Source organism: Pseudomonas sp. ASL4 (assembly GCF_056680395.1).
The window spans coordinates 1,432,501-1,446,761 of sequence record NZ_CM155280.1; the positions used below are offsets into that span (position 1 = coordinate 1,432,501).

Consider the following 14,261-nt stretch of genomic DNA (forward strand, 5'->3'; position numbering starts at 1 on the left):
CCATGGGCAGGTTGAAGGTTGGGTAACACTAACTGGAGGACCGAACCGACTACCGTTGAAAAGTTAGCGGATGACCTGTGGATCGGAGTGAAAGGCTAATCAAGCTCGGAGATAGCTGGTTCTCCTCGAAAGCTATTTAGGTAGCGCCTCATGTATCACTGTAGGGGGTAGAGCACTGTTTCGGCTAGGGGGTCATCCCGACTTACCAAACCGATGCAAACTCCGAATACCTACAAGTGCCGAGCATGGGAGACACACGGCGGGTGCTAACGTCCGTCGTGAAAAGGGAAACAACCCAGACCGTCAGCTAAGGTCCCAAAGTTATGGTTAAGTGGGAAACGATGTGGGAAGGCTTAGACAGCTAGGAGGTTGGCTTAGAAGCAGCCACCCTTTAAAGAAAGCGTAATAGCTCACTAGTCGAGTCGGCCTGCGCGGAAGATGTAACGGGGCTCAAACCATACACCGAAGCTACGGGTATCACTTAGGTGATGCGGTAGAGGAGCGTTCTGTAAGCCTGTGAAGGTGAGTTGAGAAGCTTGCTGGAGGTATCAGAAGTGCGAATGCTGACATGAGTAACGACAATGGGTGTGAAAAACACCCACGCCGAAAGACCAAGGTTTCCTGCGCAACGTTAATCGACGCAGGGTTAGTCGGTCCCTAAGGCGAGGCTGAAAAGCGTAGTCGATGGAAAACAGGTTAATATTCCTGTACTTCTGGTTATTGCGATGGAGGGACGGAGAAGGCTAGGCCAGCTTGGCGTTGGTTGTCCAAGTTTAAGGTGGTAGGCTGGAATCTTAGGTAAATCCGGGATTCTAAGGCCGAGAGCTGATGACGAGTGTTCTTTTAGAACACGAAGTGGTTGATGCCATGCTTCCAAGAAAAGCTTCTAAGCTTCAGGTAACCAGGAACCGTACCCCAAACCGACACAGGTGGTTGGGTAGAGAATACCAAGGCGCTTGAGAGAACTCGGGTGAAGGAACTAGGCAAAATGGCACCGTAACTTCGGGAGAAGGTGCGCCGGTGAGGGTGAAGCATTTACTGCGTAAGCCCATGCCGGTCGAAGATACCAGGCCGCTGCGACTGTTTATTAAAAACACAGCACTCTGCAAACACGAAAGTGGACGTATAGGGTGTGACGCCTGCCCGGTGCCGGAAGGTTAATTGATGGGGTTAGCTAACGCGAAGCTCTTGATCGAAGCCCCGGTAAACGGCGGCCGTAACTATAACGGTCCTAAGGTAGCGAAATTCCTTGTCGGGTAAGTTCCGACCTGCACGAATGGCGTAACGATGGCGGCGCTGTCTCCACCCGAGACTCAGTGAAATTGAAATCGCTGTGAAGATGCAGTGTATCCGCGGCTAGACGGAAAGACCCCGTGAACCTTTACTATAGCTTTGCACTGGACTTTGAATTTGCTTGTGTAGGATAGGTGGGAGGCTTTGAAGCGTGGACGCCAGTTCGCGTGGAGCCAACCTTGAAATACCACCCTGGCAACTTTGAGGTTCTAACTCAGGTCCGTTATCCGGATCGAGGACAGTGTATGGTGGGTAGTTTGACTGGGGCGGTCTCCTCCTAAAGAGTAACGGAGGAGTACGAAGGTGCGCTCAGACCGGTCGGAAATCGGTCGTAGAGTATAAAGGCAAAAGCGCGCTTGACTGCGAGACAGACACGTCGAGCAGGTACGAAAGTAGGTCTTAGTGATCCGGTGGTTCTGTATGGAAGGGCCATCGCTCAACGGATAAAAGGTACTCCGGGGATAACAGGCTGATACCGCCCAAGAGTTCATATCGACGGCGGTGTTTGGCACCTCGATGTCGGCTCATCACATCCTGGGGCTGAAGCCGGTCCCAAGGGTATGGCTGTTCGCCATTTAAAGTGGTACGCGAGCTGGGTTTAGAACGTCGTGAGACAGTTCGGTCCCTATCTGCCGTGGACGTTTGAGATTTGAGAGGGGCTGCTCCTAGTACGAGAGGACCGGAGTGGACGAACCTCTGGTGTTCCGGTTGTCACGCCAGTGGCATTGCCGGGTAGCTATGTTCGGAATAGATAACCGCTGAAAGCATCTAAGCGGGAAACTAGCCTCAAGATGAGATCTCACTGGGACCTTGAGTCCCCTGAAGGGCCGTCGAAGACTACGACGTTGATAGGTTGGGTGTGTAAGCGCTGTGAGGCGTTGAGCTAACCAATACTAATTGCCCGTGAGGCTTGACCATATAACACCCAAGCAATTTGCTTGCTTCGAGCTGAAAAGCGAAAGAGCACCAGATTGCGGTGTGTGAAGACGAAACGAACCGAAAGTTCGAGGCACTCACAAAACACCACGATCTATCACATACCCATTCGCTGGAGCGTACTCCGCAAGGAGAACGACCTGGCTACCGAATTTCTTGACGACCATAGAGCATTGGAACCACCTGATCCCATCCCGAACTCAGCAGTGAAACGATGCATCGCCGATGGTAGTGTGGGGTTTCCCCATGTGAGAGTAGGTCATCGTCAAGATTAAATTCCGAAACCCCTATCTGCGTATGCAGGTAGGGGTTTTGTTTTGCCCGAAGAAAAATCCGACCTCTATGGTTTCTATGCAACGGCTCGGGGCATGGCTATTATTCGGGCCTCATTGTGAGGCGAGACTTGCATGCTGACGTTGTTAAAGCTTCTAAAGGATGGTCGATTCCATTCAGGTCAGGCCTTGGGTGTTGCCCTGGGTATCAGTCGTAGTGCTGTATGGAAGCAACTTCAGCATTTAGAGGCTGAGTTGGGCTTGCCTATCCATGCTGTGCGTGGTCGTGGCTATCAATTGGCTGCTCCATTGATGCTGCTTGATCCCGCTGAGATAAATGGCAAGTCGTCTGCCTGTGGTTGGCCTGTCGAAGTCTTCGATTCTATTGACTCTACTAATGCAGAAGCCTTGCGTGCTATCGAGCGAGGGCAGGCTGCGCCTTTCCTAGTGCTTGCAGAGCGACAGACTGCCGGGCGCGGTAGGCGGGGGCGAAAATGGGTGAGTCCATTTGCAGAAAACCTTTATTACAGCCTGGTGCTGCGCATTGAAGGTGGAATGCGGCAGCTGGAAGGTTTGAGCTTGGTGGTGGGGCTTGCGGTGATGCGCGCCTTGCGGGAGCAGGGCGTCGCGGGTGTGGGGTTGAAGTGGCCTAATGATCTTCTTGTTGGCCAAAAAAAGATCGCCGGCATACTGCTCGAGTTGGTGGGGGATCCCGCTGATGTGTGTCATGTGGTGTTGGGGGTTGGAATCAATGTAAACATGCAGGCGGCCGATGAGGTTGATCAGCAGTGGACCTCCATGCGTCTTGAATCTGGCCGGGTATTTGATCGTAATCGCTTGGTGAAAGAGCTTGGATTGGTGCTACAGGATTACCTGGGGCGTCATCAGCGCGGTGGTTTTTCCGCCATTCATGCTGAGTGGGAGCAGAACCATCTATGGCAAGGGCGAGCCGTCTCTTTGATCGCAGGCGTTAACCAGATAGATGGCGTTGTAGTAGGTATCGATAGTCAGGGTGCTCTGCGCTTGAAGGTGGATGGTGTGGAAAAAGTATTTAGCGGTGGCGAGCTCAGTTTGAGGTTGCGTGATGATTCTTGAGCTCGATTGTGGCAACAGCTTTATCAAGTGGCGAGTACTCGGCGCGGACGTCCGGCTCGTAGTTGCAGAAGGGGTCGTCGACTCGGATCTCGCATTGTTGGAGGGTCTGAAAAAATTTGGTGTGTCGGCTCTCAGGCATTGTCGATTGGTAAGTGTCAGGACTGCTGAAGAAACCACCAGCCTGATCTCCATTTTGACAGGGGCTTTTGGGGTGTCTGTGACATGCGCTGCGCCCGCTCGCGAGATGTCTGGGGTTCGTAACGGGTACGAAGATCACGAAAAGCTTGGTCTCGACCGCTGGCTAGCGATGCTTGGAGGGTTTCATCTCGCCTCCGGCGCATGCCTCGTGCTGGATTTCGGTACGGCTGTCACGGCGGACTTTATAGCTCGCGATGGAGAGCATTTAGGCGGGTTCATTTGTCCCGGAATGCCTTTGATGCGCAACCAGCTGCGCACCCATACGCGTCGGATTCGCTACGGGGATGTTGCGGCTGAGCGAGCGCTGGAAAGTCTTGTACCTGGTCGCACAACCGTTGAAGCTGTTGAAAGGGGTTGCTCCTTGATGCTCAGAGGATTTGTCCTGACGCAGCTACAGTTGGCGCGTAGCTATTTGGGGGAAAGTTTTACTGTATTTCTCACTGGTGGTGATGCCGACCTAGTCTCCGCGATCGTGCCTGAGGCCAGGGTGGTTCCCGATCTGGTGTTTGTAGGCTTGGCTATGGCTTGTCCTTTGCCCTGAGGTTTCTTATGCGTTGGTTGTTTCTGCTGTTACTTGTGCTCAATGTGTTTTATTACGTCTGGCATCAACAAGAGGCGCCCCTTCGTGCGAAGGATGTGACGCCTTTGAGCTTGTATCGAGGTTCTCAGCAGGACATTCGCCTGTTAAGTGAGACGACTGAATCCGCTCGAGATAAGGCAAAGCCCCTCCAGGGGGATACTGATTGTCTCTATGTCGGAGGCGTTGCTCGACAGGAGACAGCACAGGCTATCGAGCGCCGGTTGAGCGGTATGGATATAAGGGTTCAGTCCTTGCCAAAGGACTCCCCTGAATCAGGGGGATTTTGGCTTCGTGTTGCACCCGAAGGCCGGCGTTTACTGGATGACTCGAAACTGCAAAACCTTTCCAAAGAATTCAATGAGTTAAAACATAAAATAATGCAGTGCGAGGGGGTTGCACCCGTCGAATAGTTTGCATAGAATGGCGCCCGCTTCGCAGTGAACACCTTTAACGGTAAACAGTGCAAAAGCGGTGTCAACGCAGCTAACCTCAGGTTTTTAATGAGAAAATGCTTGACAGAAGGCTGGCATGATATAGAATGCTGGCTCGCTTAGGAGGGGTTCCCGAGCGGCCAAAGGGATCAGACTGTAAATCTGACGTCTACGACTTCGAAGGTTCGAATCCTTCCCCCTCCACCATTTTTAGCGAGAGCTGCAAGCTCCGCGGGTATAGTTTAGTGGTAGAACCTCAGCCTTCCAAGCTGATGATGCGGGTTCGATTCCCGCTACCCGCTCCAAGTTTGCAGGTCCTGCACAGTGTTGCGCTCTTGTAGCTCAGTTGGTAGAGCACACCCTTGGTAAGGGTGAGGTCAGCGGTTCAAATCCGCTCAAGAGCTCCATATAACAAGGCAGATATGAAAATATCTGCCTTTGTTTTAATGGCTGATGTTACTTGCTCAATTCTTCTGCTGGGAGTTGCTTCGATGGCTAAGGAAAAGTTCGAACGTAATAAGCCGCACGTTAACGTAGGCACCATTGGTCACGTCGACCACGGTAAAACTACTTTGACCGCTGCGCTGACCCGTGTCTGCTCCGAGGTTTTCGGTTCGGCAAAGGTCGACTTCGACAAGATCGATAGCGCCCCAGAAGAAAAAGCTCGTGGTATCACCATCAACACCGCTCACGTTGAGTATGATTCGGCCGTGCGTCACTACGCACACGTTGACTGTCCAGGTCACGCCGACTACGTAAAAAACATGATTACCGGTGCTGCTCAGATGGATGGTGCGATTCTGGTTTGCTCGGCCGCTGATGGTCCGATGCCGCAAACTCGTGAGCACATCCTTTTGTCTCGCCAGGTTGGCGTTCCGTACATCGTTGTCTTCCTGAACAAGGCTGACATGGTTGATGATGCAGAGCTGCTGGAGCTGGTTGAGATGGAAGTGCGCGATCTGCTGAGTACTTATGATTTCCCAGGTGATGACACTCCGATCATCATTGGTTCTGCGCTGATGGCGTTGAACGGTCAAGACGACAACGAGATGGGCACGACTGCCGTCAAGAAGTTGGTTGAGACTCTGGATAGCTACATTCCGCAGCCTGAGCGTGCTATTGATAAGCCGTTCCTGATGCCGATCGAGGATGTTTTCTCGATCTCCGGTCGCGGTACTGTTGTGACTGGTCGTGTTGAGCGTGGCATTGTCCGCATTCAGGAAGAAGTTGAGATTGTTGGTCTTCGTGACACTGTCAAAACTACTTGTACTGGTGTTGAAATGTTCCGCAAGCTGCTCGACGAAGGTCGTGCTGGCGAGAACTGCGGTGTTTTGCTTCGTGGTACCAAGCGTGATGATGTTGAGCGTGGCCAGGTTTTGGTCAAGCCGGGTACTGTCAAGCCTCACACCAAGTTCACAGCAGAGGTTTATGTTCTGAGCAAGGAAGAGGGTGGTCGTCACACGCCATTCTTCAAGGGTTACCGTCCGCAGTTTTACTTCCGTACTACGGATGTGACTGGTAACTGTGAATTGCCAGAAGGTGTTGAGATGGTGATGCCGGGTGACAACGTTCAAATGACTGTCACCCTGATCAAAACCATCGCGATGGAAGATGGTCTTCGTTTCGCTATCCGTGAGGGCGGTCGTACCGTCGGCGCTGGTGTCGTAGCCAAAGTCATCGAGTAAATTGTTGTAATGTCTTTTTCGGGCCGGCATAATGGTCGGCCTGATTTTGTTTTAGGTCAGTAGCTCAATTGGCAGAGCGACGGTCTCCAAAACCGTAGGTTGGGGGTTCGATTCCCTCCTGACCTGCCAGATTCACTTGGTGTGTCTGGCTTTCTTTTCACAGGATCTTCATAGATGACTCCTAAAGCTGAAGCTCAAGGCTCTCGCTTCGATCTGCTCAAGTGGCTAGTAGTAGTCGCTTTGGTGGTTGTTGGCGTTGTTGGCAATCAGTATTACTCTGCTTCGCCGATCCTGTACCGCGTACTTGCTTTGCTCGCCATTGCTGCTGTAGCTGCCTTTGTAGGCCTGCAGACTGTCAAGGGCAAGTCTTTCTTTGTACTGGTTAAGGAAGCTCGCACCGAGATTCGTAAAGTCGTATGGCCAACTCGCCAAGAAACCACGCAGACCACGTTGATTGTTGTGGCTGTTGTTCTGGTTATGGCGTTGCTGTTGTGGGGGCTTGATTCCCTCCTCGGCTGGCTTGTTTCCTTGATTGTCGGCTAAGGGTGTCCCGTGGCTAAGCGTTGGTACGTTGTGCATGCTTACTCCGGTTACGAGAAGCATGTCATGCGCTCGTTGTTGGAGCGCGTAAAGCTGGCTGGCATGGAAGATGGCTTCGGCGAAATTCTGGTTCCCACTGAAGAAGTGGTTGAAATGCGTAATGGCCAGAAACGCAAAAGCGAGCGCAAGTTCTTCCCAGGTTACGTGCTGGTTCAGATGGACATGAATGAGGGGACTTGGCACTTGGTCAAGGATACTCCTCGGGTGATGGGTTTTATCGGCGGTACTGCTGATAAGCCAGCGCCAATCACAGATAAAGAGGCAGAAGCGATTCTGCGTCGTGTTGCTGATGGTAGCGACAAGCCGAAGCCGAAGACGCTCTTCGAGCCAGGTGAGTCGGTGCGTGTCAACGACGGACCGTTTGCTGATTTTACCGGCACGGTTGAAGAAGTTAACTACGAAAAGAGCCGGATCCAAGTGGCAGTGCTCATTTTCGGCCGCTCTACTCCGGTAGAGCTAGAGTTCAGCCAGGTCGAAAAGGTCTAGCCGAACAAGCATCCCAACCCCACAGCCCTAGGCTGTGGGGTTTTGTCGTCACTGGGATAAACGCGCAAGTAACCGGGGAGCCTTTCGAGGCGTTCGAACCCGTAATTGGAGTGCCTCATGGCCAAGAAGATTACCGCTTACATCAAGCTGCAAGTGAAGGCCGCTCAGGCTAACCCAAGCCCACCTGTTGGTCCTGCTCTGGGTCAGCACGGCGTGAACATCATGGAATTCTGCAAGGCTTTCAACGCCCGTACTCAGGGTATTGAAGCAGGTCTGCCGACTCCAGTGATCATCACTGTCTACAGCGACCGTAGCTTCACTTTCGAAACCAAATCCACGCCTGCTTCGGTTCTGCTGAAGAAAGCTGCTGGTCTGACTAGCGGTTCCGCTCGTCCGAACACCGTTAAGGTTGGCACCGTTACCCGTGCTCAGCTGGAAGAAATCGCGAAAACCAAAAACGCGGATCTGACTGCAGCTGATATGGACGCGGCCGTGCGTACTATCGCCGGTTCTGCTCGTAGCATGGGCCTTAACGTGGAGGGTGTGTAATGGCTAAGTTGACCAAGCGTCAAAAGGCTATCGCCGGCAAAATCGAAGCAGGCAAGTCCTACAACTTTGTAGACGCTGCTGCTCTGCTGGCTGAGTTGTCGACTGTCAAGTTCAGCGAGTCGTTTGACGTTGCTGTAAACCTGGGTGTTGACCCGCGTAAATCCGACCAGGTTGTTCGTAGCGCTACTGTGCTGCCACACGGCACTGGCAAGACTGTTCGCGTTGCTGTGTTCACCCAGGGTCCAGCTGCTGAGGCCGCTCTGGCTGCCGGCGCTGACCGTGTAGGTATGGACGACCTGGCTGCCGAAATGAAAGGCGGCGACCTGAACTATGACGTAGTTATCGCATCCCCGGATGCAATGCGCGTTGTGGGTCAGTTGGGTCAGATCCTCGGTCCACGTGGCCTGATGCCTAACCCTAAAGTCGGCACCGTAACCCCGGACGTAGCTACCGCGGTTAAAAACGCCAAGGCTGGTCAGGTTCGTTATCGCACCGACAAAAACGGCATCATTCACACCTCCGTTGGCAAAGTCGGCTTTGATGCCGTCAAGCTGAAGGAAAACGTTGAAGCGCTGATCTCTGATCTGAAGCGTATCAAGCCGGCTTCCTCGAAAGGCATTTATGTCAAGCGCATTACCCTGAGCACCACCATGGGCCCGGGCCTGGTCATCGACCAAGGTTCGCTGGAAGCGTAAGACAAAAATTGGCGCAAGCGATTGCGCCAATTGAAAAATTGGGGTCCCTGCCTGGCGGGGGCTATCCAAGACCGTAGGCGACGCAAGTCTTAAACCTCAAGCCTACGCAGATGGTGCTCCCGGTTCCTTACCGAATCAGACACCAAAACGACATCCGGCCCCGGTTGGATGAAACGGTAACAAGCAGGAGTTTTTCCCGTGGCAATTAAACTTGAAGACAAGAAGGCCATCGTCGCTGAAGTCAACAAGGCTGCCCAAGTTGCTCTGTCTGCTGTTGTGGCTGATGCCCGCGGCGTGACAGTAGGCGCTATGACCGGACTCCGTAAAGAGGCTCGTGAAGCTGGCGTTTACGTACGCGTTGTACGTAACACCCTGCTCAAGCGCGCCGTTGCTGGCACTCAATATGACGTGCTCAACGACGTGTTCACTGGCCCGACCTTGATTGCATTCTCCAAAGAACATCCGGGCGCTGCTGCCCGCATCTTCAAAGAGTTTGCCAAAGGTCAGGATAAGTTCGAGATCAAGGCAGCTGCGTTCGAGGGCAAGTTCCTCGCAGCTAACCAGATCGACGTACTGGCAAGCCTGCCGACCCGTGACGAAGCCATTTCCCAGCTGATGAGCGTGATTCAAGGCGCTACCAGCAAATTGGCTCGTACTCTGGCGGCTCTTCGCGACCAGAAAGAAGCTGCTGCAGCCTAAGGCTGAGCCACTCCTTTCAGCGTTTATTGTTTATTTCGATGGCCGCGTAGGCTGTCACCCCAATACAGGAATTTATAGTCATGTCTCTGACTAACGACCAAATCATCGAAGCAATCGGCGAAAAATCCGTTCTGGAAATCGTTGAGCTGATCAAGGCCATGGAAGAGAAGTTCGGCGTTTCCGCTGCCGCTGCTTCCGCTGGTCCAGCTGCTGTCGCTGCTGTTGTTGAAGAACAAACTGAATTCAACGTCATGCTGCTGGAAGCTGGCGAGAAGAAAGTTAACGTGATCAAGGCAGTACGTGAACTGACCGGTCTGGGCTTGAAAGAAGCCAAGGCTGTAGTTGACGGCGCTCCTGGCGTGGTTCTGGAAGCTGTTTCGAAAGACGCAGCTGACAAAGCCAAAGCCACTCTGGAAGAAGCAGGCGCTAAAGTCGAGCTGAAGTAAGCATCGACTTGCACCTCCAGCCCGAGCGTTAAGCGAAAGGCTGATGGCTGGTGGCTCTTGCCACCGGCCTTTTTCCGTTACTGGCAGCCGACTGGGTCGGTGCTGATAACGAGCTGTAACCACCCGATGCGGTGGAGCAAACCATGGGGTTTGCACGATTTTCTGGCTGCTCCCGTCGGGAGGGGCCAAACAAGCAGGTGACCAAGCTGGGGAACGCTGATGGCTTACTCATATACTGAGAAAAAACGTATCCGCAAGGACTTTAGCAAGTTGCCGGACGTCATGGATGTGCCGTACCTCCTGGCCATCCAGCTGGATTCGTATCGTGAATTCTTGCAAGCGGGAGCGACTAAAGATCAGTTCCGCGACGTGGGCCTGCATGCGGCCTTCAAATCCGTTTTCCCGATCATCAGCTACTCCGGCAATGCTGCGCTGGAGTACGTCGGTTATCGCTTGGGCGAGCCGGCATTTGATGTCAAAGAATGCGTATTGCGCGGTGTAACTTACGCCGTACCTTTGCGGGTAAAAGTGCGCCTGATCATTTTCGACAAAGAATCGTCGAACAAAGCGATCAAGGACATCAAAGAGCAAGAAGTCTACATGGGTGAAATCCCCCTGATGACTGAGAACGGTACCTTCGTAATCAACGGTACCGAGCGTGTAATCGTTTCCCAGTTGCACCGTTCCCCGGGCGTGTTCTTCGACCACGACCGTGGCAAGACGCACAGCTCCGGTAAACTGCTGTACTCCGCGCGCATCATTCCTTACCGCGGTTCGTGGTTGGACTTCGAGTTCGACCCGAAAGACTGCGTGTTCGTGCGTATCGACCGTCGTCGCAAGCTGCCTGCATCGGTACTGCTGCGCGCGCTCGGCTATACCACTGAAGAAGTGCTCGACGCGTTCTATACCACCAACGTATTCCACGTGCAGGGCGAAAGCATCAGCCTGGAATTGGTGCCTCAGCGCCTGCGTGGTGAAATTGCCGCTATCGATATCGTCGATGACAAGGGCAAGGTTATTGTCGAGCAGGGTCGTCGTATTACCGCTCGCCACATTAACCAGCTGGAAAAAGCCGGGATCAAAGAGCTGGTCATGCCTCTGGACTACGTCCTGGGTCGTACTACCGCCAAGGTCATCGTGCATCCGGCAACCGGCGAAATCCTGGCAGAGTGCAATACCGAGCTGAACACCGAGATCCTGGCAAAAATCGCCAAGTCCCAGGTTGTTCGTATCGAAACTCTGTACACCAACGATATCGACTGCGGTCCGTTCGTCTCCGACACTTTGAAGATCGACTCCACCAGCAACCAATTGGAAGCGCTGGTCGAGATCTATCGCATGATGCGTCCAGGCGAGCCGCCAACCAAAGACGCTGCCGAGACTCTGTTCAACAACCTGTTCTTCAGCCCTGAGCGCTATGACCTGTCTGCGGTCGGCCGGATGAAGTTCAACCGTCGTATCGGTCGTACCGAGATCGAAGGTTCGGGCGTGTTGTGCAAAGAAGACATCGTCGCGGTTCTGAAGACTCTGGTCGACATCCGTAACGGTAAAGGCATCGTCGATGACATCGACCACCTGGGTAACCGTCGTGTTCGCTGCGTAGGCGAAATGGCCGAGAACCAGTTCCGCGTTGGCCTGGTACGTGTTGAGCGTGCGGTCAAAGAGCGTCTGTCGATGGCTGAAAGCGAAGGCCTGATGCCGCAAGACCTGATCAACGCCAAGCCAGTGGCTGCGGCGGTGAAAGAGTTCTTCGGTTCCAGCCAGCTTTCCCAGTTCATGGACCAGAACAACCCGTTGTCCGAGATCACCCACAAGCGTCGTGTTTCTGCACTCGGCCCTGGCGGTTTGACTCGTGAGCGTGCTGGCTTTGAAGTTCGTGACGTACACCCGACTCACTACGGTCGTGTATGCCCGATTGAAACGCCGGAAGGTCCGAACATCGGTCTGATCAACTCCTTGGCCGCCTATGCGCGCACCAACCAGTACGGCTTCCTCGAAAGCCCGTACCGTGTGGTGAAAGACGCTCTGGTCACCGACGAGATCGTCTTCCTGTCCGCCATCGAAGAAGCTGATCACGTGATCGCTCAGGCTTCGGCCACGATGAACGACAAGAAGATGCTGATCGACGAACTGGTAGCTGTTCGTCACTTGAACGAGTTCACCGTCAAGGCGCCGGAAGACGTCACCTTGATGGACGTATCGCCGAAGCAGGTAGTTTCGGTTGCAGCGTCGCTGATCCCGTTCCTCGAGCACGATGACGCCAACCGTGCGTTGATGGGTTCGAACATGCAGCGTCAAGCTGTACCAACCCTGCGCGCTGACAAGCCGCTGGTCGGTACCGGCATGGAGCGTAACGTAGCTCGTGACTCCGGCGTTTGCGTCGTGGCTCGTCGTGGCGGCGTGATCGACTCCGTTGATGCCAGCCGTATCGTGGTTCGTGTTGCTGATGATGAAGTTGAGACCGGTGAAGCTGGTGTCGACATCTACAACCTGACCAAATACACCCGCTCCAACCAGAACACCTGCATCAACCAGCGTCCGCTGGTGCGTAAAGGTGATCGGGTTCAGCGTAGCGACATCATGGCTGACGGTCCGTCCACCGATATGGGTGAGCTGGCACTGGGTCAGAACATGCGCATCGCGTTCATGGCCTGGAACGGTTACAACTTCGAAGACTCCATCTGCCTGTCGGAACGAGTTGTTCAAGAAGATCGCTTCACCACGATCCACATTCAGGAACTGACCTGTGTGGCACGTGACACCAAGCTTGGGCCAGAGGAAATCACTGCAGACATCCCGAACGTGGGTGAAGCTGCACTGAACAAGCTGGACGAAGCCGGTATCGTTTACGTAGGTGCTGAAGTTGGCGCAGGCGACATCCTGGTTGGTAAGGTCACTCCGAAAGGCGAGACCCAACTGACTCCGGAAGAGAAGCTGTTGCGTGCAATCTTCGGTGAAAAAGCCAGCGACGTTAAAGACACCTCCCTGCGTGTGCCTACCGGCACCAAGGGTACCGTCATCGACGTACAGGTCTTCACCCGCGACGGCGTTGAGCGTGATGCTCGTGCACTGTCGATCGAGAAGACTCAGCTCGACGAGATCCGCAAGGATCTGAACGAAGAGTTCCGTATCGTTGAAGGCGCAACTTTCGAACGTCTGCGTTCCGCCCTGGTCGGCCACAAAGCCGAAGGCGGCGCTGGTCTGAAGAAAGGTCAGGACATCACCGACGAAGTTCTCGACGGTCTTGAGCATGGTCAGTGGTTCAAACTGCGCATGGCTGAAGATGCTCTGAACGAGCAGCTCGAGAAGGCCCAGGCCTACATCGTTGATCGTCGCCGTCTGCTGGACGACAAGTTCGAAGACAAGAAGCGCAAGCTGCAGCAGGGCGATGACCTGGCTCCGGGCGTGCTGAAAATCGTCAAGGTTTACCTGGCAATCCGTCGCCGCATCCAGCCGGGCGACAAGATGGCCGGTCGTCACGGTAACAAAGGTGTGGTCTCCGTGATCATGCCGGTTGAAGACATGCCGCACGATGCCAATGGCACTCCGGTCGACGTCGTCCTCAACCCGTTGGGCGTACCTTCGCGTATGAACGTTGGTCAGATCCTTGAAACTCACCTCGGCCTCGCGGCTAAAGGTCTGGGCGAGAAGATCAACCGGATGATCGAAGAGCAGCGCAAAGTCGCTGAGCTTCGTAAATTCCTCGACGAGATCTACAACCAGATCGGCGGTCGTAACGAAGATCTGGATAGCTTCTCCGACCAGGAAATCCTGGATCTGGCGAAGAACCTGCGTGGCGGCGTTCCAATGGCCACTCCAGTGTTCGACGGCGCCAAGGAAAGCGAAATCAAGGCCATGCTGAAACTGGCAGACCTGCCAGAAAGCGGCCAGATGCAGCTGACCGACGGCCGTACCGGCAACAAGTTCGAGCGCCCGGTTACTGTTGGCTACATGTACATGCTGAAGCTGAACCACTTGGTAGACGACAAGATGCACGCTCGTTCTACCGGTTCGTACAGCCTGGTTACCCAGCAGCCGCTGGGTGGTAAGGCACAGTTCGGTGGTCAGCGTTTCGGGGAGATGGAGGTCTGGGCACTGGAAGCATACGGTGCTGCTTACACTCTGCAAGAAATGCTCACAGTGAAGTCGGACGATGTGAACGGCCGGACCAAGATGTACAAAAACATCGTGGACGGCGATCACCGTATGGAGCCGGGCATGCCCGAGTCTTTCAACGTGTTGATCAAGGAAATTCGTTCCCTCGGCATCGATATCGATCTGGAAACCGAATAACAC

Annotated in this window: 11 protein-coding genes, 4 tRNA genes and 2 rRNA genes (1 of these 17 running past the window's edge); all 17 read left to right on the top strand. The window is 54.0% G+C overall.

Going from position 1 to position 14,261, the window contains the following annotated elements; translation table 11 throughout:
- Positions 1–2,211: ribosomal RNA gene (locus AC1MEW_RS06355) — 23S ribosomal RNA — on the top strand; it begins 681 nt to the left of the window's first position.
- 173 nt (positions 2,212–2,384) lie between these two features.
- Positions 2,385–2,500, top strand: a 5S ribosomal RNA gene (gene rrf / locus AC1MEW_RS06360).
- Positions 2,501–2,636: 136 nt separating this feature from the next.
- On the top strand, positions 2,637–3,596 hold the full coding sequence (gene birA, locus AC1MEW_RS06365; RefSeq protein ID WP_323570335.1) for a bifunctional biotin--[acetyl-CoA-carboxylase] ligase/biotin operon repressor BirA: 960 nt from the start codon (positions 2,637–2,639) through the stop codon (positions 3,594–3,596).
- The gene (locus AC1MEW_RS06370) at positions 3,586–4,335 is read left to right on the top strand and encodes a pantothenate kinase (RefSeq protein ID WP_480425727.1); all 750 of its coding nucleotides are present in this window, start codon (positions 3,586–3,588) and stop codon (positions 4,333–4,335) included. The genes birA and AC1MEW_RS06370 overlap by 11 nt, the downstream gene beginning before the upstream one ends.
- A gap of 8 nt (positions 4,336–4,343) precedes the next feature.
- Entirely contained in the window at positions 4,344–4,784 is a 441-nt protein-coding gene (locus tag AC1MEW_RS06375; protein ID WP_201255365.1) for a hypothetical protein, read from the top strand.
- A 143-nt stretch (positions 4,785–4,927) separates the two neighbouring features.
- Positions 4,928–5,012 (top strand) — tRNA-Tyr (locus AC1MEW_RS06380).
- Positions 5,013–5,036: 24 nt separating this feature from the next.
- Positions 5,037–5,110: transfer RNA gene (locus tag AC1MEW_RS06385), tRNA-Gly, on the top strand.
- 26 nt (positions 5,111–5,136) lie between these two features.
- Positions 5,137–5,212, top strand: a tRNA-Thr gene (locus AC1MEW_RS06390).
- Between the two features lie 84 nt (positions 5,213–5,296).
- Complete coding sequence (gene tuf, locus AC1MEW_RS06395) at positions 5,297–6,490, top strand: elongation factor Tu (protein WP_007896619.1); 1,194 nt, start codon at positions 5,297–5,299, stop codon at positions 6,488–6,490.
- A 53-nt stretch (positions 6,491–6,543) separates the two neighbouring features.
- Positions 6,544–6,619: transfer RNA gene (locus tag AC1MEW_RS06400), tRNA-Trp, on the top strand.
- A 45-nt stretch (positions 6,620–6,664) separates the two neighbouring features.
- Positions 6,665–7,033 carry a preprotein translocase subunit SecE gene (gene secE, locus AC1MEW_RS06405; RefSeq protein WP_008145488.1) on the top strand — a complete coding sequence of 123 codons (369 nt, stop codon included), beginning with the start codon at positions 6,665–6,667 and terminating at the stop codon, positions 7,031–7,033.
- Positions 7,034–7,042: 9 nt separating this feature from the next.
- Entirely contained in the window at positions 7,043–7,576 is a 534-nt protein-coding gene (nusG, locus tag AC1MEW_RS06410; protein ID WP_054052239.1) for a transcription termination/antitermination protein NusG, read from the top strand.
- Positions 7,577–7,693: 117 nt separating this feature from the next.
- Entirely contained in the window at positions 7,694–8,125 is a 432-nt protein-coding gene (gene rplK, locus AC1MEW_RS06415) for a 50S ribosomal protein L11 (RefSeq protein ID WP_042561349.1), read from the top strand.
- Positions 8,125–8,820, top strand: a complete 696-nt coding sequence (gene rplA / locus AC1MEW_RS06420; RefSeq protein WP_128872506.1) for a 50S ribosomal protein L1 — start codon at positions 8,125–8,127, stop codon at positions 8,818–8,820. Before rplK ends, rplA begins: the two co-directional genes overlap by 1 nt.
- Positions 8,821–9,018: 198 nt before the next feature.
- Positions 9,019–9,519: a 50S ribosomal protein L10 gene (rplJ, locus tag AC1MEW_RS06425; RefSeq protein ID WP_010467255.1), complete on the top strand. Its 501-nt coding sequence runs from the start codon at positions 9,019–9,021 to the stop codon at positions 9,517–9,519.
- Between the two features lie 80 nt (positions 9,520–9,599).
- On the top strand, positions 9,600–9,965 hold the full coding sequence (gene rplL / locus AC1MEW_RS06430; RefSeq protein WP_008145490.1) for a 50S ribosomal protein L7/L12: 366 nt from the start codon (positions 9,600–9,602) through the stop codon (positions 9,963–9,965).
- A 219-nt stretch (positions 9,966–10,184) separates the two neighbouring features.
- Entirely contained in the window at positions 10,185–14,258 is a 4,074-nt protein-coding gene (gene rpoB, locus AC1MEW_RS06435; RefSeq protein ID WP_201198229.1) for a DNA-directed RNA polymerase subunit beta, read from the top strand.
- Positions 14,259–14,261 lie beyond the last annotated feature (3 nt).